The organism is Catellatospora sp. NPDC049111 (assembly GCF_040648615.1).
Lineage (GTDB): Bacteria > Actinomycetota > Actinomycetes > Mycobacteriales > Micromonosporaceae > Catellatospora > Catellatospora aurea.
Map to the genome: position 1 here is coordinate 56,397 of NZ_JBEZEB010000004.1, position 25,391 is coordinate 81,787.

28 protein-coding genes are annotated in these 25,391 nt (G+C 70.7%); 12 read left to right on the top strand and 16 right to left on the bottom strand.

Going from position 1 to position 25,391, the window contains the following annotated elements; translation table 11 throughout:
- Positions 1-69 precede the first annotated feature (69 nt).
- The gene (locus tag AB0B66_RS07365) at positions 70-762 is read right to left on the bottom strand and encodes a peptidoglycan DD-metalloendopeptidase family protein (protein WP_360524327.1); all 693 of its coding nucleotides are present in this window, start codon (positions 760-762) and stop codon (positions 70-72) included.
- A gap of 184 nt (positions 763-946) precedes the next feature.
- Here AB0B66_RS07365 and AB0B66_RS07370 point away from each other — a divergent pair, with 184 nt between their 5' ends.
- Both AB0B66_RS07370 and AB0B66_RS07375 read left to right on the top strand, forming a co-directional pair.
- Positions 947-1,114 carry a hypothetical protein gene (locus AB0B66_RS07370; protein WP_360524330.1) on the top strand — a complete coding sequence of 56 codons (168 nt, stop codon included), beginning with the start codon at positions 947-949 and terminating at the stop codon, positions 1,112-1,114.
- Positions 1,115-1,214: 100 nt separating this feature from the next.
- The gene (locus AB0B66_RS07375) at positions 1,215-2,267 is read left to right on the top strand and encodes a hypothetical protein (RefSeq protein ID WP_360524333.1); all 1,053 of its coding nucleotides are present in this window, start codon (positions 1,215-1,217) and stop codon (positions 2,265-2,267) included.
- 87 nt (positions 2,268-2,354) lie between these two features.
- On the opposite strand, the gene AB0B66_RS07380 is transcribed toward AB0B66_RS07375, so the two are convergent.
- Positions 2,355-2,765 carry an RDD family protein gene (locus AB0B66_RS07380; protein WP_360524336.1) on the bottom strand — a complete coding sequence of 137 codons (411 nt, stop codon included), beginning with the start codon at positions 2,763-2,765 and terminating at the stop codon, positions 2,355-2,357.
- A gap of 32 nt (positions 2,766-2,797) precedes the next feature.
- On the bottom strand, positions 2,798-3,529 hold the full coding sequence (locus AB0B66_RS07385) for a hypothetical protein (RefSeq protein WP_360524339.1): 732 nt from the start codon (positions 3,527-3,529) through the stop codon (positions 2,798-2,800).
- A 273-nt stretch (positions 3,530-3,802) separates the two neighbouring features.
- Here AB0B66_RS07385 and AB0B66_RS07390 point away from each other — a divergent pair, with 273 nt between their 5' ends.
- The 3 genes from AB0B66_RS07390 to AB0B66_RS07400 are packed head-to-tail and all read left to right on the top strand — an operon-like array spanning position 3,803 to position 8,195.
- Positions 3,803-5,104 (top strand): glycosyltransferase, encoded by a 1,302-nt coding sequence (locus AB0B66_RS07390; RefSeq protein WP_360524342.1) that lies wholly within the window; start codon positions 3,803-3,805, stop codon positions 5,102-5,104.
- A complete protein-coding gene (locus AB0B66_RS07395) occupies positions 5,101-7,020 on the top strand; it encodes a right-handed parallel beta-helix repeat-containing protein (RefSeq protein ID WP_360524345.1) in 1,920 nt (639 codons plus the stop codon). Before AB0B66_RS07390 ends, AB0B66_RS07395 begins: the two co-directional genes overlap by 4 nt.
- Positions 7,017-8,195 carry a right-handed parallel beta-helix repeat-containing protein gene (locus AB0B66_RS07400; protein WP_360524348.1) on the top strand — a complete coding sequence of 393 codons (1,179 nt, stop codon included), beginning with the start codon at positions 7,017-7,019 and terminating at the stop codon, positions 8,193-8,195. The genes AB0B66_RS07395 and AB0B66_RS07400 overlap by 4 nt, the downstream gene beginning before the upstream one ends.
- A gap of 380 nt (positions 8,196-8,575) precedes the next feature.
- Here AB0B66_RS07400 and AB0B66_RS07405 read toward each other — a convergent pair whose 3' ends face one another.
- Entirely contained in the window at positions 8,576-9,307 is a 732-nt protein-coding gene (locus AB0B66_RS07405; protein ID WP_360524351.1) for a hypothetical protein, read from the bottom strand.
- Positions 9,308-9,430: 123 nt separating this feature from the next.
- On the opposite strand from AB0B66_RS07405, the gene AB0B66_RS07410 reads away from it, so the two are divergent.
- Together AB0B66_RS07410 and AB0B66_RS07415 are read left to right on the top strand one after the other, a co-directional pair.
- Positions 9,431-10,399 carry an inorganic phosphate transporter gene (locus AB0B66_RS07410; RefSeq protein ID WP_360524354.1) on the top strand — a complete coding sequence of 323 codons (969 nt, stop codon included), beginning with the start codon at positions 9,431-9,433 and terminating at the stop codon, positions 10,397-10,399.
- Positions 10,396-11,034 carry a DUF47 family protein gene (locus AB0B66_RS07415; RefSeq protein WP_360524357.1) on the top strand — a complete coding sequence of 213 codons (639 nt, stop codon included), beginning with the start codon at positions 10,396-10,398 and terminating at the stop codon, positions 11,032-11,034. The genes AB0B66_RS07410 and AB0B66_RS07415 overlap by 4 nt, the downstream gene beginning before the upstream one ends.
- Before the next feature lie 81 nt (positions 11,035-11,115).
- On the opposite strand, the gene AB0B66_RS07420 is transcribed toward AB0B66_RS07415, so the two are convergent.
- Positions 11,116-11,430, bottom strand: coding sequence for a hypothetical protein (locus AB0B66_RS07420; RefSeq protein ID WP_360524360.1), 315 nt, complete (start codon positions 11,428-11,430; stop codon positions 11,116-11,118).
- 135 nt (positions 11,431-11,565) lie between these two features.
- Here AB0B66_RS07420 and tnpA point away from each other — a divergent pair, with 135 nt between their 5' ends.
- The 3 genes from tnpA to AB0B66_RS07435 all read left to right on the top strand — a co-directional run bounded on the left by tnpA (position 11,566) and on the right by AB0B66_RS07435 (position 14,023).
- Positions 11,566-12,024, top strand: coding sequence for an IS200/IS605 family transposase (gene tnpA / locus AB0B66_RS07425; protein ID WP_360524363.1), 459 nt, complete (start codon positions 11,566-11,568; stop codon positions 12,022-12,024).
- Positions 12,021-13,205, top strand: coding sequence for a transposase (locus AB0B66_RS07430; RefSeq protein ID WP_360524366.1), 1,185 nt, complete (start codon positions 12,021-12,023; stop codon positions 13,203-13,205). Before tnpA ends, AB0B66_RS07430 begins: the two co-directional genes overlap by 4 nt.
- Before the next feature lie 116 nt (positions 13,206-13,321).
- Positions 13,322-14,023 carry an MBL fold metallo-hydrolase gene (locus AB0B66_RS07435; protein WP_360524369.1) on the top strand — a complete coding sequence of 234 codons (702 nt, stop codon included), beginning with the start codon at positions 13,322-13,324 and terminating at the stop codon, positions 14,021-14,023.
- A gap of 77 nt (positions 14,024-14,100) precedes the next feature.
- Here AB0B66_RS07435 and AB0B66_RS07440 read toward each other — a convergent pair whose 3' ends face one another.
- On the bottom strand, positions 14,101-15,249 hold the full coding sequence (locus tag AB0B66_RS07440) for an FAD-dependent oxidoreductase (protein WP_360524372.1): 1,149 nt from the start codon (positions 15,247-15,249) through the stop codon (positions 14,101-14,103).
- Between the two features lie 101 nt (positions 15,250-15,350).
- On the opposite strand from AB0B66_RS07440, the gene AB0B66_RS07445 reads away from it, so the two are divergent.
- The gene (locus AB0B66_RS07445) at positions 15,351-15,905 is read left to right on the top strand and encodes a TetR family transcriptional regulator (RefSeq protein ID WP_360524375.1); all 555 of its coding nucleotides are present in this window, start codon (positions 15,351-15,353) and stop codon (positions 15,903-15,905) included.
- Between the two features lie 16 nt (positions 15,906-15,921).
- Here the strand turns inward: AB0B66_RS07445 and AB0B66_RS07450 are convergent, their stop codons facing one another.
- Complete coding sequence (locus AB0B66_RS07450; RefSeq protein WP_360524378.1) at positions 15,922-16,893, bottom strand: GNAT family N-acetyltransferase; 972 nt, start codon at positions 16,891-16,893, stop codon at positions 15,922-15,924.
- 187 nt (positions 16,894-17,080) lie between these two features.
- On the opposite strand from AB0B66_RS07450, the gene AB0B66_RS07455 reads away from it, so the two are divergent.
- Positions 17,081-18,241, top strand: coding sequence for an LCP family protein (locus tag AB0B66_RS07455; RefSeq protein ID WP_360524381.1), 1,161 nt, complete (start codon positions 17,081-17,083; stop codon positions 18,239-18,241).
- Here AB0B66_RS07455 and AB0B66_RS07460 read toward each other — a convergent pair.
- The 9 genes from AB0B66_RS07460 to AB0B66_RS07500 form a co-directional block, all read right to left on the bottom strand.
- A complete protein-coding gene (locus AB0B66_RS07460) occupies positions 18,238-19,152 on the bottom strand; it encodes an SDR family oxidoreductase (RefSeq protein WP_360524384.1) in 915 nt (304 codons plus the stop codon). The two genes, AB0B66_RS07455 and AB0B66_RS07460, sit on opposite strands and share 4 nt — an antisense overlap.
- Positions 19,153-19,206: 54 nt before the next feature.
- A complete protein-coding gene (locus AB0B66_RS07465; protein ID WP_360524387.1) occupies positions 19,207-19,593 on the bottom strand; it encodes a PIN domain-containing protein in 387 nt (128 codons plus the stop codon).
- Positions 19,590-19,844, bottom strand: coding sequence for a hypothetical protein (locus AB0B66_RS07470; RefSeq protein ID WP_360524390.1), 255 nt, complete (start codon positions 19,842-19,844; stop codon positions 19,590-19,592). Before AB0B66_RS07470 ends, AB0B66_RS07465 begins: the two co-directional genes overlap by 4 nt.
- A 197-nt stretch (positions 19,845-20,041) precedes the next feature.
- Positions 20,042-21,742 carry a proline--tRNA ligase gene (locus AB0B66_RS07475; protein ID WP_360524393.1) on the bottom strand — a complete coding sequence of 567 codons (1,701 nt, stop codon included), beginning with the start codon at positions 21,740-21,742 and terminating at the stop codon, positions 20,042-20,044.
- Between the two features lie 96 nt (positions 21,743-21,838).
- Positions 21,839-22,465 carry a hypothetical protein gene (locus AB0B66_RS07480; RefSeq protein ID WP_360524396.1) on the bottom strand — a complete coding sequence of 209 codons (627 nt, stop codon included), beginning with the start codon at positions 22,463-22,465 and terminating at the stop codon, positions 21,839-21,841.
- Positions 22,466-22,491: 26 nt separating this feature from the next.
- Positions 22,492-23,052, bottom strand: a complete 561-nt coding sequence (locus AB0B66_RS07485; protein ID WP_360524399.1) for a septal ring lytic transglycosylase RlpA family protein — start codon at positions 23,050-23,052, stop codon at positions 22,492-22,494.
- A gap of 205 nt (positions 23,053-23,257) precedes the next feature.
- Positions 23,258-24,430, bottom strand: coding sequence for a hypothetical protein (locus AB0B66_RS07490; RefSeq protein WP_360524402.1), 1,173 nt, complete (start codon positions 24,428-24,430; stop codon positions 23,258-23,260).
- Positions 24,427-24,948, bottom strand: a complete 522-nt coding sequence (locus AB0B66_RS07495) for a SigE family RNA polymerase sigma factor (protein ID WP_360524405.1) — start codon at positions 24,946-24,948, stop codon at positions 24,427-24,429. The genes AB0B66_RS07490 and AB0B66_RS07495 overlap by 4 nt, the downstream gene beginning before the upstream one ends.
- Before the next feature lie 87 nt (positions 24,949-25,035).
- On the bottom strand, positions 25,036-25,386 hold the full coding sequence (locus AB0B66_RS07500) for a hypothetical protein (RefSeq protein ID WP_360524408.1): 351 nt from the start codon (positions 25,384-25,386) through the stop codon (positions 25,036-25,038).
- Positions 25,387-25,391: the final 5 nt, after the last annotated feature.

A 25,391-nucleotide genomic window follows, 5' to 3' on the forward strand; every position in this document is an offset into this window, starting at 1 on the left:
GCCTATCTCATCGAATCCGAGCCACGGATTTTCGACGAGATAGGCCAACGTCTGTGTATGGGGGGCGCGTCAGGCGCCCTTGGGCGGCTTGGTGGAGCAGCCGTTCTTGCGTTCCCAGGCCTGGATCTCGGTGACGGGGGACTTGGCGGTGCCCTTGCGCCACGCGTCGAGGTAGCGCCACGGCCAGATCACGCCGCGGCGGATCCACCAGTCGCCGGTGTTCGCGCACGCCGGGGACATGCCGAAGTGCAGGTGGCAGGCGCTGGCCAGGCCGGTGCGGCCGACCTTGCCGAGCGGCTGGCCCGCCTTGACGCGTACCCCCGCTTTGATCTTCGCGTCGATCGCGGAGAAGTGCGAGCCGTAGTAGCGCACACCGTCGTCGCCGAGCAGCGACACGGACTTGCCGCCGCGCAACGCGCCGTCGTCGGTCTTCGGGTCGTAGAGGTCCACCGGCGAGATCTCCAGCACCACGCCGTCGATGACCGCCACGACGGTCGCCCCGCACGGGGCCATCACGTCCGTGGCCTGGTAGTCGTGGTGGGTACGCCCGTAGGAGCTCTTGCCGAGCACGGGGAACACGTGGCGGACCGGTGCCGTCGAGGGTGAGGCGGCGGGGAAGGGTGTGGGCGAGGTCGCCGGGGCGGTGCTCGGCACGGTCGACGGCGCGGCCGCCGGCACGAAGGCAGGCCCGGACACGGGGCCGGAGCAGGCGGCGAGGGTGAGCGCGGTCGCCAGGCCGGCCGCGACGAGGTGGAGACGCACCCGCCGACCCTACTCCGGCGGGCGGCCAGGCCGTGGACGTAGCCCGGACGCGATGGTGCCTCCGTCGCGGTGCAAGACGTGTCCATATATTCAGCATAAGTCAGCTTTGTCCAAAGAAGACAGTAAGATAAATCCGCATGTGTTAATTTCCGAACCAGGTTGGCCTTCAACACGGGGAGGAAGGGTGCAATCGCACAGTTCCGCACGCCGGTGGAAGCCGGTGTGGCTGCTCGCCGGGGCCCTGGCAAAGGGCTGGGCGGCTGCGACGGTCACCTGGGGCAGCTACGCGCTCACGGGCGCCGGCTGGCTCTGCTTCTCGTACTCGCCCACCACGTCGACGACCATCACCTAGGCCACCACCGGCTGAGGGATGCCGGGCCGACGGCAGGCATCCCTCAGTCGCCCGCCCGCGTCACACTGGAGAGCGGCGACACGTCAGGCAGGAGGCGACTGTGAGAATCGTTCCGTCAGGCGAAGAACCCGATCACGTCGCGCGTCATCAGGAGCGTGTTCTCGTCAAGCTCGCTGACAGCGGACTCCCGCTCCTGGTGCTGGACGATCCGGGACTGCTCACCGAGGGACGGCTCGCGGGGTTCGAACGCTCGGGTGACCGGATCACCTGCGTCCGCGTCGTCTACGGGGATCGGCTGGCGGACGAACCCTGGGTGAGCGTGGAGACCGCCCGCTGGGCGGGCACCCGGGTCGAGGCCGGGCCCCTACGGTCGGTGGTCGAGCACGGCTTGCGGGCGTACGGGGAACGGTTCTCCGCTGTCGACTGGAGCGAGGCGGACACCACCGTTCTCGTCGACGGCCGGCCGCTGCCCGGGCGGATCGTGCGCGCCGGCAGCCGATGGTGGGCGGCGCGCTGCGCGGATGACGATGTCGAGATCACCGTGCTGGCGCTCGACTGGCACCCGGAGGTGCCGCGCGTGCGGACCGTCACCGACATCGCGCTGTTGATGACGCCGTCGCGCACCCGGCCGTCCGCGATGCGGGAGTCAGCGCCGGAGCAGCCCGATGAGGTTCCCGCGAGCCTTAGCGGAGAGCCGCATCGCGCCCTGGTGGAGATCGCGCTGCGGATGGGGCGAGACCGCGCGCGGTGGATGGACGACGGGGGCCCGGGCCCGCAGTTGCCGACCTACTGGCGCGTGCTGTGGCGGAGGGCTGTGCGGCGGCAGATGGCGCTGGCCGACCAGCCCGAGCCGACGGCAGACAGGGCGGTCAGCGCCATCCTGGCCCAGCTGACGAGCCTGCAGGACCGGGCCGGGTGGTTCCGTGACGACGCGGAACTGCGGGAGCGGGCGATCGCCGAATCGCTGCTGTTCGGTACGGGACTCGGCGAGAGCGTGTCCAGTGCCGCCGCCCAGCGTGCTTGGCTGCACCGGGAGGAGACCATCCGTCGGACGGAGCTGCCGGTCGAGGTCCGCGCCTCCGCCGAAGATTCCTGGTTCGCGGCCTGGTCGGCGTGGGCCGCAGGCCACACGCCGGCCCCGCCAGCCGTCTGAGTCGGCGCCCGAAAACCGCAGGCCACAGCCTTGCGATGTTAAGAAGGTGCCCTTCCTCTACGAATAGCGATAAGAAGGTGCCCTTGCTTAGGGGGCGCGGTCGACGTAGAGGACTACGGTGCCGAAGAGGTGGTCGTGCCAGGCTCGGCGTCTGGAGTCGGTGAGGATGCCGACCATGCCGATGAGCCAGAGGACGGGGATCGCGAGGCCGACCAGGGCGCGGAGGAAGGCGCGGCAGAGGCCTACGTGGCGGCCGTCGGTGCGGCGGACGACGGTGCCGAACAGCAGGGAGCCCAGGGTCTGGCCGGTCATCCACCAGCAGGCGGTGAAGTAGACGACCGGCAGTATGGCGGCGACCACCGCCGAAGCCGCCTTCAGCCAGCCGGGGGCCTGGCCGGCCAGCGCCGACCAGACCGCGGGGACGCCGGACACGGCCAGCGACGAGGCGATCGCGAGCATCCCGGCGTCGATGGCCAGCCCGGAGACCCGGGAGACCATGCCTGCGTACGGTGGATGGTGGCCAGCCGCGGTCACCGCTCACCGTTCGCGTGGTGGCGGTGGAAGACCCGCCGGAACGAGGACTCGATCCGGTCGTCGGCGGTCGCGGAGGTCTCGCGCAGCTCGTCGGTGGCGCTGGCGAGCACGCCGCGGCTCTGCTCGGTGATCAGTTCCTGGAGCCGGGGGTCGCGGGTCATGTCGTCGATGACGACGGGGATGACCTTGCGCCTGATCTCGGGGATGGCGCCCTCGACCAGCCGCGGCACCACGCTGTTGATCAGGTATGGCATCAGGTTGTCCACCATGCGCGGCACGATCGACTTCTCGACCCAGGTCAGGCTCTCGTCGACGGTGTCGCGCAGCGCGACGGCCGCGGCGGCGCGGCTGGAGACCAGGGTGTCCCGGCCGCGCAGCCCGGCGGCGGTGACGACGTCGCGGGCGGTGTCGATCGGGGAGTTCGCCGGCAGCGCGGCGCGGGTGGCCCCGGCGAGCTTGCGGGCCTGGCTGCGGGTGGCCTCGCCGACCCGGGCTCCGGTGCGTCTGGCGAGGTCGTAACTCTGCTGGGTGAGGCCGACGGCGATGGCGACCGGTGAGCGGGCGTCGGCGGGCGAGGGCTCGACGCCGCTGGTGAGCAGGTCTTCGATGCGGGCCTGTTCGGCCGGGTCGACCGGGCCGGTGAGCCTGCGGAGTCGTTCGGCGACGAGCATCGCGGCGCCGAGAGCGAGGCCCGGCACGCCATGCCGCGCCCTCGCGGGTTCGGTCATAACATGAATTTACTCCAGACCACCACATAGCGGGGCTAATGCGGAGCTAATACCGACCGGTAACCGCCGTACCGCTCAAGATCGTTCGACTTGCCCGGCACATGGGCGAAACCGCGCTCAAGATACGCACAGGTGCCCGGCAAGTCGAACGATCAGGCGCGACGGCGCGGACGGATGAGAAACGCCCGGACGGGGCGGCCCGTTTCCGGGCGTACGCCGGTTTACAGCGGTGGAGCGGGCCGCGGCGGCCCGCCGGATCGCTGGAGGCGGCCCTTGTCCCGGTTCTTCGACGGCGTCTGGTCGTGGCTGGTCGCCGCGGCCGCCGAGACCTCGTGGCGCGAGCTGATGCCGCTGGGCCTGGCCGGCGCGTTCGTGTGGGGGCTGTGGTTCTACCGGGTGCTGCTGTCCCGGCTGGACCGGCCGATCCTCAACGACTACCGCACGTCGGTGTCGGTGGTGGTGCCGTCCTACCGCGAGGACCCGGACATCCTGCTGGAGTGCCTGCACAGCTGGCTCGCCCAGAACCCCGACGAGGTCGTGCTCGTGCCCGACGTCGGCGACACCGAGGTGCTGCGGCGGCTGGCCGCCGTCGACGACCCGCGGCTACGGGTGCTGCCGTTCACGCACCGGGGCAAACGCTCGGCGCTGGGCGTCGGCATCCGCGCCGCCCGCGGCGAGCTCGTCGTGCTGGTCGACTCCGACACACGCTGGCAGCGCGGGCTGCTGGCGGCCGTGCAGATGCCGTTCGCCGACCCGACCGTCGGCGGCGTCGGCACCCAGCAGAACGTGCACCAGCGCACCACCAGCGTCTGGCGGCGGGTCGCGGACTGGCTGGTGAACCTGCGCTACTACGACTACGTGCCGGCGATGGGCCGGGCCGGGGCGGTGGCCTGCCTGTCGGGGCGCACGGCGGCGTACCGGCGCTCGGTGGTCCTGCCGGTGCTCGACCACTTGGAGAACGAGTTCTTCCTCGGCAGGCGCTGCGTGGCCGGGGACGACGGCCGGCTGACCTGGCTGGTGCTGGCCTCGGGCTACCGCACCGTGCACCAGTCCTCGGCGCGGGCGATGTCGATGTTCCCGTCGACGCTGCGAGCGTTCGTCAAGCAGCGGGTGCGCTGGAGCCGCAACTCCTACCGCTGCTACCTGACCGCGCTGTGGAAGGGCTGGCTGTGGCGGACCCCGCTGGTCACGAAGATCACCGTGCTGCAGATCCTGCTGACGCCGGTCACCATGGGCATGGCTCTGGGCTACCTGCTGCTGTCCCGGCTGGAACTGAGCCCGCGCGGGGCGGTGGTGGTGCTGTTCTGGCTGCTGGCCGGGCGCGGCATCCGCGGCTGGTCGCATCTGCGCCGCCATCCCCGGGAACTGCTGATGCTGCCGCTGATCGCGGCGGTGGTCATCGGGATCTCGCTGCCGATCAAGCTGTACGCGTTCGCGACCATGAACCGGCAGGGCTGGCTGACCCGCGGCGCGGACCGCATCGGCGGCGACGGCCAGGGCGCGAGCACGCTGTCGGCGTCCCCGCCCACCCCCGCCCGGCGTCGGGCCGTGGCCGTCTCGTCGGAGACCGCATGAACCGGCCCTGGGCAGCCGCGCCCTTTCGGCGGGTCGCGTCCGTGCTCGTCCGTGCCGCCACCACCGCCGTCCTGCTCACCGCCGCGGCAGGCGCGTCCGCCACGCCCGCGGCCGCGGCCCGACCCGCGGCCCATCGCGCCTCCGCCGCCGAAGCCGCGCCGGCCGATGCCGAGCGGCAGGCCGCGCTGGTGGCCGCCGAGGACCGCTGGCTCAACCAGGTCCGGGCGGTGACCGCGGTGGCCCCGCTGCGCGATCTGCTCAGCCGGGCCCCGGGCAGCACCACGCAGAAGTGGGACCGGCCCTACCGGCTCGACACCGCCGGCGGCTACACGCTGGTGCTGACCGCGCGCACGGCCGCGTACACGGTCGACGACCTGCTGCGGCTCGCGCCGCAGACGTTCGTCCGCCAGCAGCAGGGCGCGTACCTGCTGACCGAGAACATCTACATCAACTCGGGGGCGCGGCTGAAGCTGGCCCATCCGGGCGGCCTGGAACTGCGCCTGGCCAGCCGCAGCAGCGGGTTCGTGGCGATCGTGTCGTTCGGCGGCGGCCTGACCCTGGAGGGCACCAAGCAGGCGCCGGTACGCGTCACGAGCTGGGATCCGCGTACCGGCAAACCCGACACCGACGTCCGCGACGGCCGGGCCTACCTGCGGGCGATCGGCGGCAACTTCGCGATGAGCCATACCCGCGCCGCCCACCTCGGGTTCTGGAGCGGCCGCACCGGCGGGGTCAGCCTGACCGGCACCGACCGGCCCGACACCGGCGCGGTCGAGGGCCCGTCGGCGGCGACGCCCGGCCGGATCCTGCCCGGCGAGGTGCGGGTGCTGTCCGGGGGACGGGTGGCCAGCCCGGACAGCAGGTTCACCGTGCCGAGCCTGTCCTACGTGTCCGGGACCATCGGCGACAGCGAGTTCGTCGGCAACGCGTACGGGCTGTTCGTGTCCAGCGCCGACGGCATCAAGATCACCGATACTAAGGTGCGCGACAGCATGCAGCACGGCGTCGTGCTGCACCGCTTCGCCACCAACGCGGTCATCGAACGGACCGTGTCCCAGCACAACGGCGGCGACGGCTTCCTGCTCTCGCGAGCCACCCAGCAGGTCCGGATCACCAATACGACCGCCGAACGCAACGGCGGCAACGGGTTCACCCTCAGCGGCCGGCCGCTGGCCGACGGCCCTTCGGCGTCGGGGCAGTCGACCGCCAGCTACGGCGCGAACACCGTCTCGCACAGCACCGCCCGCGGCAACGGCCACTACGGCTTCGAGATCCTGGGCGGCCTGTCCGTCAGCATCCAGGAGAACCAGATCGAGGGAGGCGACATGGGCATCGTGGCCCGGCTCGGCGTACGCGACCTGACGCTGACCGCCAACCGGCTGACGGACCAGCGCCGCCAGGCCATCGCGATCCGCGACGGCGTCGCCGGGGCCCGGATCAACGGCAACCTCATCGAGAGCACCCAGACCGGGGTGTACGTGCGCGACTCCGTCGCCGAGGTGCGCGGCAACACCATCCACGACGCGAACAGCCACGGCGTCACCTTCGTCGGCGCGGTCGGCGGCTCGGTGGCCGCGGGCAACGCGATCACCGGCATCGGTCCCAGCGCCGTGGACACGGGCCGGGCCGAGGGCAAGCTCACGGTGCGCGACAACCAGACCGACGCGTGGCTGGACACCAGCACGCTCTGGGCCCGGGTGCGCCACTACGCCAGCCCGATGACGCTGCTGTGGACCACGATCCTGCTGCTCATCGTCGTGCTGGCGTTCCGCCGCCGACGCGAGGACCACGGCCATCCGTACGCGGCGACGAAACCGCTGTTCCCCGGCGAGCCGCCCCCGGCACGGACCGGCCCCGGCAGGCCCAGCCCGCGCGATACGGCCCGCGGCCGGGCCAGGGTGGTGATGGCCGAATGACCGCACCTGCTCCGCGCCGACCGAGTCCCCGGCCCGCGCCGCGCCGCCCAGCCCCGCCGCCACCCGGCGCGGTCCGCCCCCGGGCACGCCACCACGGCTGGGGCCCGATACTGCCGTTCGCGGCGACGTCCCTGCTGGCGGGGATCGTCGTGCTGGTGCTCATGGCAATGGCCGGATGCCTGGGACCGGACGTCGGTGCGGCATCCGGTGCCGGCCCGACCCCGGACGCCTCCCGTTCCGGCGTCGCCTCGGCCCCGACACCGAGCCGGGCCCCATCGGCCTGCCCGCCCGCCACGGTGACGGTCGCGGACGCGTCGGCCCTGGCCGCCGCCCTGGCGCGGGCCCGGCCCGGGGACAGCATCAAGCTCAAGGACGGGGTGTACGCGGGCCGCTTCGCCGCCACCACCCCCGGCACCGCCTCCAAGCCCGTGCACCTGTGCGGCGGCCGCGGCGCGGTGCTCGACGGCGGCGGCACCGGCCACGGGTACGGGCTACACCTCGACGGCGCGGACCACTGGCGGCTGACCGGGTTCACGGTCCGCAACGCGCAGAAGGGCGTCATGCTCGACCGCACCAGCCACGCCGTGCTCACCGGCCTGACCGTGGAGCACATCGGCGACGAGGCGATCCACCTGCGCGCCTTCAGCTCCGACAACCTGGTGCGCGACAGCGTCGTGCGCGACACCGGCCTGCGCCGGGCGAAGTTCGGCGAGGGCGTCTACGTCGGCAGCGCCGAGAGCAACTGGTGCGACGTCACCGCCTGCGAGCCCGACCGCAGCGACCGCAACGTGATCCGCGGCAACCGGATCAGCGCCACCACCGCCGAACCCGTCGACGTCAAGGAGGGCACCACCGGCGGGACCGTCGAGGCCAACACGTTCGACGGCGCGGCGATGACCGGCTCGTACGCCGACTCGTGGGTCGACGTGAAAGGCAACGGCTGGCTGATCAAAGCCAACAACGGCCGGCACTCACGCGGCGACGGCTTCCAGACCCACCGCGTCGCCGACGGCTGGGGCGATCGCAACGTGTTCACCGCCAACACCGCCGCCGTCGACGGCCCCGGCTGGGGCTTCCACCTCGCGCCGGTCGCCGGCAACGTCGTCGCCTGCGACAACACGGTCACCGGCGCGGCCAAGGGCCTGGCCAACACCGACTGCCGCCGGACATGGTGAAGCCCGGGAGACTGTCCTTCTCCCGGGCCTCGAAGTGCCACCGAATTGCACACACCAGCACGTTTAAGCGAACGGGTCAGTATCAAGACCCCGTGTCTCTACCGTTTGGACTACCGCCCCAGGAAGAGGAGCGGGCCGGGCTCGAACCGGCACCTCGGGGATTTCGCCCGTACGCGGTCGACCTGGTGTTCGGTGGCGAATGCTGAGTCTGGAGCGAGAATCTGAGATTGATCGCGGCTGCCTCTGCCAGTTGGGCTACCCCCGCAGGTGGTGCAGGGGGTGGGACTCGAACCCACACTGTCACCGCGTTGTTCAGCTTCGGCTTCAGCTTCAGCTTGCGCTCATGCGCACCCCCGCCCTCCGGCGGGGGAGTCTGGTGGTCAGGCGAACAGGTAACCGAAGACGCGGTCGCCGACGTGCTTGTCGACCGCCTCGGCGTTGTTGGCCTCCTCGCGGGCGAACTTGACCGCCTGCTGCAGCTTCTCCACCCGCTCCAGCAGCGTCGACACCCGCTTGGCCGGCAGCGCGCCGGAGAACTTCACCGTGGTCCAGTAACCCACCGCGATGTCCTCGTAGTACACCTCGACCTGCGCCGGGTGCTTCTCGGTCGCCTCGGCCTTGACGTGGTTGCGGGGCACCTTCTTGGTGCGGATGGTGCGCACCGGCTCGGTGGACCAGCAGTCGGCGGAGTCGCTGAACACCCACGACTCGGCCGCGTCCAGCACCGGCAGCTTCTTGACGAAGGTGTGCAGGTCGGTGAGCTGCTTCTCCAGGAACAGCAGGTAGGTCACCGGCACGTCGGACAGCAGCACCCGGTCGTCGACGACCACGTCGGCGCGGGCCATGCAGTTGGTCGCGTCCTTGGTCGCGGTCACGTCGAACAGCCGCGACAGGGTGGTGCCGATCTGGCGCAGCACGTCCTCGGCGCGGGTCTGCACCTTCGTGGACTCCGGCGGCAGCTGCTCGCCCTCCTCGTCCTTGGCCTGGTATGTCCGCGAGATGCCCGACAGCAGCGCCGGCTTCTGCACGGCGTGGTGGGCCTCGGTCAGGTCCTGGAACGAGCGGCTCTTGATGCCCTTCTCGACCGCGATGATCTGGTTCAGCTTCGCCATCAGTGTTCCTCCCGGCGAGTGACGCTAGACGATCACCCGGTCGAGCGGCAATCGGGATTCCGACCGTGCGAACTCAGTTGATCAAGTACGGTGAACTCCTGGTGGAGTCGGGGGTGGTCGGCCGTGGTGATCGGCTTTGCGATGCTGGCCACCGGGTTCGTCTTCGTCTGCGGCGCCAACGACGGCGCGGCCCTGCTCGCCCTCGCCCTGCGCCAGCGCGAACTGCCCCTCTACGGCGTGCTGGCCGTGCTGCTCGCCGCGATCATCGCCGGTCCCGCGCTGTTCGGCCTCGCCGTCGCGCACACCTTCACCGACCGCCTCGTGAACGCCAGCGGCGTCCGGGGACCCCTGGTCGTGCTGGCCGGGGTCGGCGTCGCACTCGCCCTCGTCCTGACGCTGGCCTGGCGCGGCGTGCCGACCAGCGTGACCCTGGCGGTGCTCGGCGGCCTCGCCGGAGTCGGCGCGGGGCTGGGCGTGCCGCCCGCCTGGTCCACACTGGCCGTCGTGCTCGCGGTCGCCGCGCTCGCGCCGCTGCTCGGCGGCGGCCTCGGCTACCTGCTCGGACTGGCCGCCCGCCGACTGCCCACGACGTCACGCCTGCCCCGCGCGATGCGGTACGCGCACGTCACCGCCTTCGCCGGGCAGAGCCTCGCCTACGCCGCCAACGACGGGCAGAAGATGTTCGCGGTGGTCGGGGTGGCGCTCGGCGTCGCCCACCGGGCCCCCGGCATGCAAGCCCCGCCGCTGCTGCTGCTGTGCGCGACGGCCCTGGTGTTCGCGGCCGGGGCGGTGCTGAGCCTGCGGCGCATGGCCCGGGGCGCGGCCGGCGGGCTCACCCCGCAGCGCCCGTGGACCCTGGTCACGGCCGGGGTAGCGTCGGCGACCGCCGTGTTCGGCAGCGCGGGCATGGGCGTGCCCGTCAGCATGACCCAGTCCGCCACGGCGGGCCTGGTCGGCGCGGGAGCCAGCACCGGCGTACGCCGCATCCGCTGGCAGTTCGCCACCCCCGTGCTGACCGCCTGGCTGGTCACCGTCCCGGCGAGCCTCACCCTCGGGTACGCCGCGGGCCTGGCGCTGCGGAGCACGCTGTGATCAGGCTGCGACGGGTGCTCGACGACCTCGCGGGGCGGGCCCCGAAACGGGTGCTGGCGATCGTGCTGGCGCAGATCGACGCCGCCCTGGAAGGGGTGGAGCTGGCGGTGATGGTGACCATCGGCGAGATCGAGCCGCCGCTGGCCCGGCTGCGCATCGCCGAGATCGAGCACGACGGCGACGCCCACCGCGGTCGGCTGGTCGCCGAACTGGCCGCGACACTGGCCACCCCGATCGACCGGGAGGACCTGTTCCGGCTGTCCCGCTCCGTCGACGACGTGCTCGACCACCTACGCGACTACGTCCGCGAGACGGACCTCTACGGCGTACGCCTGGACCATCATGCGGTCGCGATGCTGGAGCAGGTCGCCATCGGCCTGCGCGACCTGCGCCGGGCACTCGACCGGCTGGTGGACCGCCCGGCCGAGGCCGCCGAGGCGGCGCTGGCCGCGCACAAGCGCTCCGGCCGGGTGCGCCACCTCTACGCCCAGGAACTGGCCGAGCTGCTCAGCGGTGAGGTCACCGGCCCCGTGCTCAAGCAGCGCGAGCTGCTGCGCCGCCTGGACGTGGTCGGGCTGCGCCTGGCCGAGTGCGCCGACGCGCTCGCCGACGCGATGCTCAAACGCAGCCTGTGACTCACGTGGACGATGCTTCACCCGTGGCTGAACTCGGGTGAAGCATCGTCCACCTCGATCAGGTGTGTCCCGCGGCCCGGGTCACTTGTCGTTCGCGCCCGGCCCGACCCAGCGGCCCAGCGGCCGGTCGGTGGCGTCCTGGTCGTCGTCCTTCTTGGACCGGTCGAGTCCCGCCAGCAGGCCGGCCAGGCCGCCGCTGCCGATACCGCTCTTGGAGAGGCGCTGGTCCAGCTCGGTCGGGCCACCCGAGCCGGCGTCGGTCAACGCCAGCATCTGAGCAGCCTCCTCTGGGCTCAGGCGGTATTCGGCGCTGACCTCCTCTGGGTTGTTACGGGCGTGCGCGGCGAACTCGTGATCGATCGCCATCCGCTCGACGACCTCAGGGAACCGGGACATGATCTAGGTCCTTTCGCTGGGTGGTGCATCAGATCGAGGGTAGGGGTGCATGGCATTAGCCAGGAGCGAAGCTTCGGGTCGCCACCGTGGACGTCTTAGACTTGAGTATATGTGAAGCTGTCATATACTTGTCCGATGACGACACGACGGGTCCGGAAGGTCGCGGGCGGGGTCTATGACCTTGGTCTGCATGTCGTGTGGTGCTCGAAATACCGCCGCCCTGTCCTCACCGGTGATGTTGCATCTAGATGCGATGAGCTGGTCCGTGGCGTCTGCGGCGAGCGTGGGTGGGATGTCGTTGCGCTGGAGATCATGTCCGACTTCGTCCACCTCGTGGTGAAGCCCGATCCGAAATCCGCACCATCCCTGGTGGCAAGCCAAGTCAAGGGCCATACGTCGCGAGTCCTGCGACACGAGTTTTCGCAGTTGCGTTCGAAGCTGCCGACCCTATGGTCGTCGTCGTACTTCGTGGGTTCGATCGGCGTCGTCTCTGGGGAAACTGTTCAGCGCTACATCCAGACGCAATACGAGCGCCCTTGGCGCAAGAATGGCGAGCGCTTGCCGTCCGGGCCGGCAGATGTGGCGATCGGATGAGACGTTCCTTCAAATTCCGCCTCAATCCGACAAGCGGGCAGTCCGCACGCCTGCAGGCATGTCTCACCGATCATCGTCTGCTCTACAACGCTGCGCTACAGGAGCGACGCGATGCGTGGAGCAAATGTCGTATATCGATCAGTTATGGGAGCCAGTCTGGTCAGTTGAAGGAGATCCGGGCGACCGATCTGGACGGGCAGGGGAGGTGGTCGTTCTCTTCTCAGCAGGCGACGCTCCGTCGGCTCAACAAAGTGTTCAATGCGTTCTTCAGCCGTGTGGCTAAGGGCCATCGAGGTGGGTATCCGCGGTTCAAAGGGGTGGGCTGGTTTCACATCGTTGAATGGCCCAAGAACGGCGACGGCTGCAAGTGGGATAGTCAGCCAGGCGGCAGCCATCTGCGCGTCTACTTGCAGGGTGTGGGACACATCAAGGTCCGTGCGCACCGAAAGCTGCAAGGGCGGGTAAAGACCATCAGTGTCAAGCGCGAGGGTGTCGGTCAGCACCCAAAGTGGTATGTGATCGTGTCGTGTGACGACGTACCTGTCCGGGCGCTCCCCGCAGTTGGGGTGGTCATCGGAGTGGACATGGGTGTGGCGTCCTTCCTTACCACCTCCGATGGTGCCCAAGTCCCAAATCCGAGGTTCCTTGCGGGCGCCGCCGTTAACCTCGCGGCTGCACAGCAGGTGCTGGCGCGAAAGAAACACGGATCGAACAACCGTCGTCGTGCGCGCGCCCGAGTTGTTGCGATCCACAGCAAAGTGCGACGTCAGCGAAACGACTTCCACCACAAAACGGCGCTGGCTCTCGTGCGGGATCACGACTCGATCGTCGTGGAACACCTTCAAGTCGGGAGTATGACCCGCAGCGCATCCGGCACGAGCGAGGAGCCAGGCACCAACGTGTCTCAAAAATCCGGGCTCAACCGGAGCATCCTCGACGCGGGTTGGTCATCGTTCATTGCGATCTTGTTCGCCAAGGCTGAGAGCGCCGGACGTACGGCGATCGCGGTGAACCCAACCAACACGTCTCGTATCTGCCCGAACTGCGGTCACACAGCTGCGGCCAACCGCCAGTCGCAGGCGGAATTCTGCTGCCAAGAGTGCAAACACACTTGTCATGCCGATATTGTGGCTGCGATCAACATCCTGAGACGCGGGCTGGCGTCTCTGCCCAAGTCTTGATCGACTTGCGCGAAGCCCTTCGCCTTCAACGGGGGGAGCAGTCACTGTGCGGTGTTGTGGGAGAGATCGACAACACATACCGAGGCATTCAGGTGGCACCGGCGAAAGGCCGAATGATGAAGCTGACGGTAGTGGGGTGTGCCGGGTCGGTGCCCGGTCCGGACAGTGCCGGGTCCTGCTACCTGGTGGAACAGGGCGGACAGCGGGTGCTGCTGGACGTGGGCACGGGCGCGGTCGGCCCGCTGCAGCGACACGGCGATCCGGCGGACCTGGACGCGGTGCTGATCACGCACGCGCACCCGGACCACTGCTCGGACCTGGGTTCGATCGCCTACCTGCGCGACCGCGTCAAGGCCGGGCCGCTGGACGTGTACGGTCCGGCGAATCTGCGCGCCGAGCTGAACTGGCGGCATCCGGCGCCGCAGTTCGTGTTCCACGATCTGCCGTCCGAGCTGCCGAGCCTCGGTTCGCTGGAGGTCACGTTCGCGGCGGTCGAGCACGGCATGGAGTCGTACGCGTACCGCGTCGGCGACGCCCTGTGCTACACCGGCGACACCGCCCCCTGCGAGTCGCTGGACAAACTGGCCCAGGGCTGCGAGGTGCTGCTGGCCGAGGGCGCCGGCTTCGACGACGCCGGTGTGCCGCGCCACCTCACCGCGGGCGACGCGGGCCGGCTAGCGGCCCGCGCCGGAGCCAAGCTGCTGGTGCTGACCCACCTGCGTTCCTGGCTCGACCACGGCCGCCTGCTCGACGAGGCCGCCCGCCACGCGAACTGCCCCGTCATCCTGGCGCACCCCCACCTCCGCCTGCAGCTGTAGAAAGGAAGGGCACCTTCACAACGCTCCGCGTTGTAGAAGGTGCCCTTCCCAACTTCGCACTGCTGAAGGGGGCCGGGTCACCGGCGGCGGTCCAGGCCGGCGAGCTGCCAGGCCAGGCGGCGGCGGAAGGCGGCGCTGCGGCCGAGCAGTCCGAGCACCAGGTTGCGGGCGGGCCGCGCGAATGCGGGCATGGTCGCCAGCGTGGTGAGCCGCCCGGCGAAGGTGACGACCTTCTGCGCGTGCGCGCGGTGCGTGGCGGCGTACTCGTCGAGGATCTCGGGCGAGGCTCCCTGGAGCACGCGGGACAGCGCGCCACCGAGCGCGGCCGCGTCGTCGATGCCGAGGTTCATGCCCTGCCCGCCGGCCGGGGAGTGGACGTGGGCGGCGTCGCCGGCCAGCAGCACCCGGCGGTCGCGGAACGTGTCGGCGACGCGGTGGTGCACCCGGAACCGGGAGCCCCAGACCACCTCGCGGACGGCGACCGGCGCGGCCTTCGGCCCGCGGGTGTCGAGCAGGTGCTGCACGAACGCGACGTCGGGCGCCTCCGGGGCGCTGTCCACGGTGGCGACGATGCGAAACGTCCCGTCGGGCAGCGGTGCGACGACGACCATCCCTGCGGGGGAGAAGTACAGGACGACCTCGGCGTCGGAGATCGCGCCGTCGAGCCGGACGTCGGCCAGCGTGAACGACTCGGCGTACGTGCTGCCGGTGAAGCCGATCCCGGCGTTCTGGCGGACCGTGCTGTGCATGCCGTCGGCCCCGATGAGGTACGTCGCCCGGATCTGGCGTCCGCCGTCGAGGGTGGCGGTGACGCCGGTGTCGTCCTGCCGGACGGCGGTCACCGTGGCGGGGCGCAGCACCGTGCCGCCGAGTTCCTTGAGCCGGGCCAGCAGCACGGCCTCGGTCTCCGCCTGGGAGATCATCAGCGTGTACGGGAACGGCGTCGGCAGCCCGCCGAACGGCACCGGGACGAGCAGCCGGTCGCGGTCGCGGATGGTGAACCGCCCTGCGTGGATGCCGCGGGCCGTCAGCTCCTCGGTGACGCCGTAGGGCTCGAGCACCTCCAGGGTCCGGGCGTGCACGACCGCGGCGCGGGACGTGTTCGCGCCCTCGGCCTGCGTGTCGACGACGGTGACGGTGTGCCCGCGCTGGGTCAGCACGACGGCGGCGGTGAGCCCGGCGGGGCCGGCTCCGACGATCAGGACGTCGACGGTCGGGGTGGACATCTTTTCCTCCAGGTCAACGATCGTTGGCCAACACTTGTTGACTTCGACGGTAGACCCGTGCCGAGTTGATTGTCAACAAGTGTTGGCCTACAGTTGTTGACATGCGGCGTACCTCGGAGGAAACGAAGTCGATCATCCTGGCGGCGGCTCGTGAGCGCTTCGCCGCGGACGGTTACGAGCGCGCCACCATCCGGTCCATCGCCGCCGACGCGAAGATCGACCCGGCGATGGTGATGCGCTACTTCGGCAGCAAGGAGAAGCTGTTCGCCGCGGCGGCCGAGTTCGACCTGAGGTTCGACGCCCTGGCCGACGTGCCGCGCGAGCAGCTCGGCGCGGCGTTCGTGCGGCACTTCCTGCGCCAATGGGAGGCCGGTGAGTCCCTGCAGGTGCTGCTGCGGACCGGCATCACGAATGACGGCGCGGCCGAACGCATGCGCGAGATCTTCGCCGGGCAGCTCGCCCCGAAGATCGCCCAGCTCACCGGCGACCCGGCCAGCGCCCCCGTACGCGCCGCGATGGTCAGCGCCCAGATGCTCGGCATCGGCCTGGCCCGCTACATCCTGCAGTTCCCGCCGGTGGTGGCCATGTCCGAGGAGGACCTGGTGACCTGGCTCGGCCCGACGGTCCAGCGCTACCTCGCCGAGCAGCCCGCCTGACACCGCAGGCGCGGGATCATTTCATCCGCTCCAGCCACGGCCGGCTGGCCTCGCCGAAGGGCTCGGTGTGGGCGCGTACCGCCGCGAGCAGCTCTTCGGCGTTGCGCCGGGCTCCGGCGACGACGTCGTCGGGGTAGGCGAACAGGACCCGGTGCTCGTCGAACTCGTCCTCGTCGAGCAGTTCCACCGTGCCCGTGTCGCGGCGGCGCACCACGTCGAGGTCCAGGTCGATGGAGACGACCTCGTCGGGGCCGTGCCACACGGGCCGGTCGGACACGTCGATGTAGAGCTCGGTGCGGTGCGGCGCGGCGTTGAACGCGGCCACCCAGTCGCCCTCGTGCGGGATCAGCACCACGTGCGCGACCGGGAAGAACACGGCCGGTTCCGCGCCGCGCCGCCACGGCGTGTGCGTCGTCGCGCCCAGCCACACCCCGTGCTCGTCCTCGCCGAGCCGGGGCATGGTGGCGTGCCAGTGCAGGCGGCCGTCGTACTTGCGGGCCACCACGCGCACGTCGCCTGGCCGCGGCGCGAGGTCCTTCTCCAGCCAGTGCCGGGCGTACGGGTTGCCGTTGTAGTCGCCGATCTCGTGGTAGCCACCGGTCCGGTACAGCTGGAGGGCTTCGGGCTGGCGGTCGCCGGTGTCGAGGCGGATGCGCCGGTAGCCGCGCCGCCGGGCGACGTCTTCCAGCTCGGCCATCATGGTGCGGGCCAGGTTGCGTCCGCGCGCGGCGGGGCGCAGGAACACCCGCCGCACCTCGGCGCTGTGGTCGTCGCACCGGCGCAGGCCGCCGCAGCCGATCGGGTCGTCGCCGTCGTACATCACCAGCCAGGTGCCGTCGGGTGCGCGCAGTTCCGAGAGGTCCAGGGCCGGTGCCGAGGTCGTGCCGGACCGTTCGTAACGTTCGCCGATGTCGGCGAGGAACTCGGCAGTCAGCTCCCGCGACACGTCGTCGTCGGGGTCCTGCACCGCGATGCGCACCTTCGGCACGTCGATCCTCCCTCGTCCGGTTCCGCATCGAGAATGCCGTATCGACGCCGGTCAGGTCGCGTCGCCCCGATCATCCGGTGTGGACGGCACAGATTCGTCCCCGGATCGCGGCAACATCCGGCGGTGGTGCACCCGTCCTCAAGAGGAGTGGGCGGCGCGGCGCGTCGCCCGTCGAGAGGAGCGACTTGTGTCCCAGCGCCGCCGCCGTGCATCCGCCAAAGCCGCCCCGCGTCCTGCCCGCCGCCGCGCGCCGCTGTGGAGCAAGCTCGCCGTGACCTTCGGGGCGCTGCTGATGATGATCTCCGGTGGCAGCCTGATCGCGGTCAAGTCCTTCGCCGACACGCTGCTCGACAGCGTCGAGGTCGCGGCGCCGGAGGTGCTCGCGGGGCCCTCGGGGTCGGCCGCCCCCGACGCGTCGGCGCTCAAGGGTGCGTTCGACATCCTGCTGCTGGGCATCGACACCCGGTCGGGGCAGAAGGCCGACAACGCGCGCTCGGACACCATCATGATCGTGCACGTGTCGGCGTCGCACCGGGAGGCGTACATGCTGTCGGTGCCGCGCGATCTGCGGGTCAACGTGCCGGGCCACGGCTATCGCAAGATCAATGGCGCGTTCCAGGCCGGGCTCGGGCCCAAGGGCGACTGGGCGGGCGGCCTGAAGGTCGCCGCGCAGACGATCGGCAAGCTGACCGGGATCACGTTCGAGGCCGCGGTGGTCATCGACTTCAGCGGCTTCAACAAGGTCATCAAGGCGCTGGGCAGCGTGCGCATGTGCGTGGAGGCCGACACGAGGTCGATCCACCATTTCATGGTCAAGGGCAAGCCGAAGTACGTCGGCGGCATGGAGAACGACACCGAGGCCAACGCGTACGCCAACCGCACCGGCAACCAGCGCTACGTGCACAGGAAGGGCTGTCGGGACATGCAGGACTGGGAGGCGCTGGACTTCGCCCGGCAGCGCTACCTGCCGGACAACTCCCTCGATTACGGCCGCCAGCGCCACCAGCAGCAGCTCATGCAGGCGATGGTGGCGAAGGCGACCTCCGCGGGGGTGCTCACCGACATCGGCAAGGTCAACAACCTGATCCGGGCGGCCGGTGAGTCGATGCTGGTCAGCCTGCCCCGGGGCATGGACGTCATCGACTTCTTCTTCGCCATGCAGGACATCGCCGCCGCCGACCTGCTGTCGCTGAAGACCAACGGGGGCTGGTACAACGGCTACGTGATCAACAAGGAGTCGTTCGAGGACCTCAACGAGACGTCGAAGCTGATGTTCAAAGCCGCCTCGGTCGACAAGCTCGGCGAGTTCGTCCTGGTCCACCCGGAGATCGTGAACAAGAAGCCCTAGCGGTATCCGGTGACGTCGGCCGGCTTGCCGGGGTCCTGGACCTCCACCAGGTAGCGCCAGCAGTCCGGCCGGCTGCCGTCGAGGTCGGTGAACCCGTACTCCCGCGCGAGCTGCCCGCTGGACACCGACTGGCCGTTCCACCGGGCGATCTGCGGGTCGGCGGCCAGGGCCGCGACGGCACGGCCGGTGTACGCCGGGGACTCCGAGATCGCGAAGTGGGGCTGCGCGGCGACGGCGTCGCGCCAGGTGGCCTCGGTCACGCCGTAGTGCTCCAACATGATCTCCGAGCGCATCCAGCCGGGGGTCAGCGCGACCGCGGTGGCGCCGTACGGCGCGAGTTCCTTGCCCTGGGCGAACGCCATCCGCAGCACGGACATCTTGGCCAGGTCGTAGTAGAAGCCGACCCGGTAGTTGGCGCGGTTGTAATCCTCGGTGCCGTCGGTCATGCCCACCACCAGGCCGCCGGGCTGCTTGATCAGCAGCGGCAGCGCGTAGTGGCTGGTGATGATGTGGGTGTCGACGGCCAGCCGCAGGATGCGCAGGCCGGTCTCCAGGTCGTCCTCCCACAGCTTCTTGTCCCAGCTGAACAGCTTCTCGGCACCCCAGATGGCGTTGACCAGGACGTCGAGGCGACCCTGCTCGGCGTCGATCCGCTGGACGAGCCGCTCGACCTGCTCCGGCACCAGGTGGTCGACCTGCACTGGGATCGCGGTGCCACCCGCGGCGCGGACCAGTTCGGCCGTCTCCTCGATCGTCTCCGGACGGTCCATCTCCGAGCGCTGCGTACTGGTGCTGCGGCCCGTGAGGTAAACCGTGGCACCCTGCGCGCCCAACTGCACGGCGACCTGCCGCCCCGCGCTCCGCGTAGCACCCGCGACCAGCGCGATCTTTCCTGCCAACGTGTCGTTCATGGGTCGATCCTGACAGCGAACCCTGACAGGTCCTGTCATGTTTGACAGGATCTGTCAGTTCAGGTTGAGCACGTCGTAGTCGTCGAGATCGCCCTGGACAGCGCCTGGGTCGAAGGTTGCCAGCGATGCTCCGTGCCGACGGGTCTGGGTGACAGCATGGGCCAGCGGCAAAGGCAGCCGCAGGCTGAGTTCGGCGACCTCGCGGAGGTCGTCGGCGAGCATGGGCAGGATCAGGGTGTACACGTCGTCGGTGAGCAGGCGGGTCAAGCGCTTGCGTTCGTCACTGTCGACGACGCGGTATGCGTCGGCGAACACGGGTGCGGGAACGCCGACCGTGCCACCGTTCTCGGAGACGACGGTGATGAGCTCGCCGACGGCCACCGAGTCCAGGCGGGCGTACGCCGCCAGCGCGCTGCTGTCCAGTACGACGTGGATGTTCACGCGGCCTGCCCCTGGTCGCGGCGGGCGGCACGGCGGGCCTCGTGCTCTGCGAGACGCGTGCGCATCCGATCGATGCCCTCAGCGGTGAGCTGGTAGCCGGCGTCTGCGAGCATGCGCTGAGTGGCGGAGAGCCGTTCCTCGTGACGCATCCGGTCACGGATTGCGGTCGTGACGTACTGGGAGACGTTCGGTTCCCGCTCGAGGCGCTCGGCGACCTCGTCGGGCACGTTGACCGTGACACGTCGGCTCATAACATCATGCTACATCCTCATAACCGTGTTGTGGACGCGACAGACAGGCCAACCATCGCAGGTGGGCCGTGCCGAAGGGCTCACGGGCGGTTCCGGATCTCTCCCGGCATGGTCCCTCGCCTCCTCAGGCGCGAAACGCGCCGCACCGTCCGTGTCGCAGCTGCGGCATGAACGGTACGGCTCGTTTCGGCTAGCGGTCACTCGGTGGCGCGCACCGCGGCGGTGACGTGGGCGATCGCGCCGGCCAGCGGGATGCGCTCGGTGTGGCCGGTGGCCCGGTCGGTGAACTCGACGGTGCCTTCGGCCAGGCCGCGGGCGGCGACCGTGATCCGGTACGGCACGCCGATCAGCTCGATGTCGCTGAACTTCACCCCGGGCCGCTCCGCCCGGTCGTCGAGCAGCACGTCCATGCGCTGCCCGCGCAGCCCGGCGTACAGCGACTCGGCTGCCGCGACGACGTCGTCGGCGTTGCCGAGCACCGCGATCGCGACCTCGAACGGCGCGACCGTCACCGGCCACACGATGCCCTTGTCGTCGTGGTGCGTCTCGACGATCGCGGCCAGTGCGCGCTCGACGCCGATGCCGTAGCAGCCCATGACCGGGTTGACCCGCTCGCCGTCGGTGCCGAGCACGGTGACGCCGAGGGTCTCGGTGTAGCGGGCGCCGAGTTTGAAGATGTGCCCGATCTCGACGGTGCGCAGCACGTCCAGGGGCTGCTCGCAGTGGGCGCAGGGTTCGCCGGCGACGACCTCGCGCAGGTCGGCCCAGCGGCCCACGGCGATGTCGCGTTCGACGTCGACGCCGCGCAGGTGCACGCCGTCGCGGTTGGCGCCCGTGGTCATGTCGCGGCGGCCGCGCAGGGCGAGGTCGGCCAGGATCGGCAGACCGGTGACGCCGACGCCGCCGAGGCTGCCCGGCAGCGCGCCGAGCGCCTCGCGGATCTCCTCGGGGTGCGCGGGGCGCACGTTCACCGCGGCCAGGGTGTCGATCAGTTTCTGCTCGACCAGGGCGTGGTCGCCGCGCATCAGCACGAGGGTGAGCTGGTCGTCCACGACGTACACCAGGGTCTTGACCTGGCGGTCGGCGGTGACGCCGAAGCCGGTGACCAGGTCCTCGATGGTGCGCGCGGCCGGGGTGTCGAACGCCTCGGGCGCGCTCAGGCCGTCGCCGTCGGCGACCTGGGGCAGGTGCGAGGTGGCCTTCTCGACGTTCGCGGCGTACCCGCAGGCGCAGTGCACGACGATGTCCTCGCCGGCGGCGGTCGGGCACATGAACTCGATCGAGTCGCTGCCGCCCATGATGCCGCTGGACGCCTCGACCGGGATCGCGGGGATGCCGAGCCGGGCGAAGAGCCGCGTGTACGCCTCGTGGTGCAGCTCGAAGGAGCGGTCGAGCCCGGCGTCGTCGACGTCGAAGCTGTAGGAGTCCTTCATGGTGAACTCGCGGACCCGGATCAGGCCGCTCTTGGGCCGGGGCTCGTCGCGGAACTTCGTCTGGAACTGGTACCAGCGCTGGGGCAGGTCGCGGTAGGAGCGCAGCTCCTGGGCGACGGTGGTGAAGATCTCCTCGTGGGTCATGCCCATCGCGAGGTCGGCGCCCTTGCGGTCGGTCAGCCGGAACATCTCCGCGCCGATCTTGTCCCAGCGGCCGCTCTTCTGCCAGACCTCGGCCGGCTGCATGGTGGGCAGCAGGAACTCCTGCGCACCGATGCGCGACATCTCCTCGCGGATCACCTCGATGATCTTCGCGCGGACCCGGACGGCCAGCGGGAGCAGCGAGTAGTGGCCCGCCATCAGCTGCCGGATGTAGCCCGCGCGCAGGAGCAGCCGGTGGCTGACGGCGTCCGCCCCCGCCGGGTCCTGGCGGAGGGTCGGGACGTAGAGCTCTGACCAGCGCATGACACGTACACCTGCACTCTCTGCCTGTCGGACCGGCGGCGTGCCCGCCGGGCGATCCGCCGATCCTATGAGCAGGGCGTACGCCGCACGAGCCGTTTACGGCGTGGCGCGGTCCTGCATCTCCCAGGCGTGGTCGAGCACGTGCCACGCGATCCGGCGCGCCGCGTAGGCGTGCGGCCACCCGCCGCGCGGCGGGGCAGTGCCGTCGGTAGGGCTGCCCAGCACCTCCAGGACCTCGGCGCGCAGCGCCGCGGTGTCGCCGGGCGCGAGGTGCCGGACCCCGATCCGGCGGGCGTACGACACCTCCGCGGCGAGCACGTGCTCGACCATCCGGTCCCGGTCCCGCCCCCCGCCGCGCGGACCTTTGCGCAGTTCGGCGGGGGTCACGGCGACGACGTCGGCGAAGACGTCCCAGGCGGCCCGCACGAGGGCGGCCTGCCGCTGCGCGGTGTCGTGGTCGCGTGGGGCGAAGTCGGCGCCCGCGGGCCGTTCCGGTGCGCCGAAGTCGGTGGTCGAGCCGCCGCGCACGCGTTCCACGACGCGTACGTCACCGGGTTCGAACGGGATCTTCGCTCGCTCGGCGACCACCGCGTAGCGCTCGGCGTAGGAGGTCAGCGCCGCGAGGGCGCGTTCCGCGTCGCGCCCGGAGCGGCACCAGCCGGGCCACTCCAGGGCGCACGCGAAGATCCGTTTTGAGCCGAGTTCCAGGTATATGGAGGCCACATGGACATACTGACATGCCTGAACGGCTAGGCCAGGATGTCGTACCGTACGGTAGTCACTCCGCTGCTCAGGTTGGCGATCTCGGCGAAGGCGGCCCGGGACAGGTCCAGGCAGCGCCCGGTGATGTAGGGGCCGCGGTCGTTGATGCGCACCACGACGGATTTGCCGTTGGCGGTGTTGGTGACCCGGACCCGGGTGTTGAACTTCAGCGACTTGTGCGCCGCGGTCAACGCGTCCGGGTCGAAGGTCTCGCCGTTGGCGGTGCCCTGCGGTTCGTCGTAGTAGGACGCCTTGCAGGTGCCGGAGTCGAGCACCGTGGCGGTCTCGGTCGGCGAGGCGGGGGCGTTGCGGTTGCCGCGGGACGGGCGCTGCGGGGCTTCGCGGCGGGCGTCGGTGACCTTCGGTGACGGCGACGGTGTCGCGGCGGTCTCTCCGGCGGCGGCGGTGGGATCGTTCTGCTGGGGTTCGGCGGCCACTTCGGCGGCGATCAGACCGCCTCCGACCAGGACGGCCGTGGCGACGGTGGCGGTGGCGAACGGGGCGAGCCTGCGGCGGGGCTTAGGGGGCAGTGAATGTCGGCCGGGCAAGGTGATGACCTTCCGTAGGCAACAGGACGGGCGCCGGTCGCCACGTTCACGCGAACCGGGGCCGAAGCCGACCGTATCGAGGCGTACGCATGGCATGTCAAAAGGATCGAGCATATTGGGCGCTTTTGCCCCACAAGGTTCGCCCGATCGAACGACACCGCCCCCGCGACCCGAAGGCTGCGGGGGCGGTGTCGCCGCGCGACGGTCACGACCGGATCGGCCGCTCCGTCCACTTGCTCTCATCCCCGTGCGCGCCGTCGACGATCCGCACCGCCCTGGCGTACGCCAGCAGCGTGTCCCGGCCCACCGGCGCGCTGACCTCCAGCATGAATCCATTCAGGCCGTGCAGCACCACCGTGCCGTCGCCGACCACCGCGGGATGCCCATCCACCTGCTCGTTCACCGAACCGGGCTTGTCCGCGGGAGTCTCCGCCGAGTCCGCGATCACCGTCGTCTCCACATCCGGCGGGAACAGCAGCGGGTCGGTGTTGTCCGCCCGGCCGAACACCAGACCGGGCTGGACGAACGAGGTGCCGTCGCCGCGGGTGCCCCGGTAGACGGTGGTCCCGGTCAGCCGCGAGCACTCCGGGATGCCCGGGACCGTGAACGGCATGGTCACCGCCGTCCCGCGGCCGATCACGAGCTGCTCGGCGGCCTGCGCGGCCATCACCCGCAGCGCAGCCATGGCCTCGGCCGACGGCTGCCGGCCGGACTCCTGAGCACCGTCGGCGGCGGCGACGAAAGCCCAGCCGCCCTCGGCCCACTGCCAGCCCAGCCGCGCCGCGTCCCGGCCGTACATGCCCTGCCGTCCGGGCAGCCACGACGCGGGTCTGCCGCCCACCTGGCCGGCGCTCTCCGCCCCGGTCAGGTCGACCGGTTCGAACTCGGTGGCGTCGTGGTTGCCGAACACGGGCTTGCCGCCCGCGGCGTACACAGTCACCTCGACGGTGAACCGCTCGGCCGCGTCGTACATGAGGACGGACTGCCAGTACCGAGCCGTCCGGAAAAGCTGCGGGGACAGGCCGGACACGCCGCTGACGTCCACCCAGTGCCGCAGGACGTCGAACTCGGCCGGTGCCGTCCCGGCCGGGCGCGGCGAGGTCGACACCGACGGCGACGGCTCGGGGCTCGGGCACGGCGGCGGGGGAGGCCCCAGCGTGACTCCCGGGCTCGCCCCCAGGTTCGCCGGGCCGTTCGCGGCGGAAAACCAGAACGGCACCGCCGCTCCGCCGGCCAGCAGCAGCGCCAGCGCGCCGGCCAGGCCAGCGCTGCGCATCCGGCGCTGCCGCCGGCCCGTGCGTACGGCCCGCGCCACGTCCACGCCCGAGGGCGGCAGCGGGTCCTCCCGGAACGCGCCCAGCACTTCCTCGTCCATCATCGGTCTGCTCCCTTCGCTGTGGTCGCCGTGGCGGGATGCTCGCCGAGCAGCCGCCGCAGGGTCGCCAGGCCGTCAGAGGTCTGGCTCTTCACCGTCCCCGGCGAGACCTGGAGGATCTCCGCGACCTCCTCGACCGAGCGGTCGGCGAGGAAGCGGAGCACCACCGCGGCACGCTGCCGCGGCGGCATCTGGCCGAGTGCCACCTGCAGCACCATTCGGGTGTCCACGTCCGCGGCGGCGGCGACCTGCTCGCTGCCCGCGTCGGAGGACAGGCTGACCCGGCTCCAGGCGAGCCTGCGGTCGTCGAGGAAGGTCCGCACCAGGATCGTGTGCAGGTACGCGTCGAGGTTGCGGGCCTGGCTCGCCTGCCGCCATTTCACGTAGAGCCTGGTGATGGCCTGCTGCACCAGGTCGTCGCCCCGATGCGGGTCGCCTGCCAGCTGCGCGGCGATCCGCCGCAGCGCGGGCAGCCGGGCGGTCACGTACGCGACGTACTCCCGCTCCTGTTCCCCGTTCATCACACCTCCGGTTGTCGCACTCACCCGGTCGACGGGCACGGCGACGGCTCCGGTTGGGCGGACCGTGAGACTAACGAAGGCGGGGATCTAGCGATGCAACCTCAAGAGGATGTCGTCGGGCGGCACCTCGACGACCTGCCCCACTTGCGGGCCTTCCGTGAGCTCCACGCGGGGCAAGCCGTGCTCATGGCCGGAGACGCCGACGATGCGCCCCACCGAGTCGGGGTGGCGGGCCAGCGCCACATGATCTCCGACGGCCACCTGCTCGCCACTGGAGATCACCCAGCGTGCCGGATCGGTCGTCGCCGCCAGGCGGTCGCGGATGGCCCGCACCACCGTGGTCGAGGCGTTCCAGTGGTGGGCTCTGCTGGCCGCGTACGCGCGCTGAATCTCCTGCTGGATCTCACGGTCCCCGTCCGGCTCCTGTCGCCCGTACACGCCCG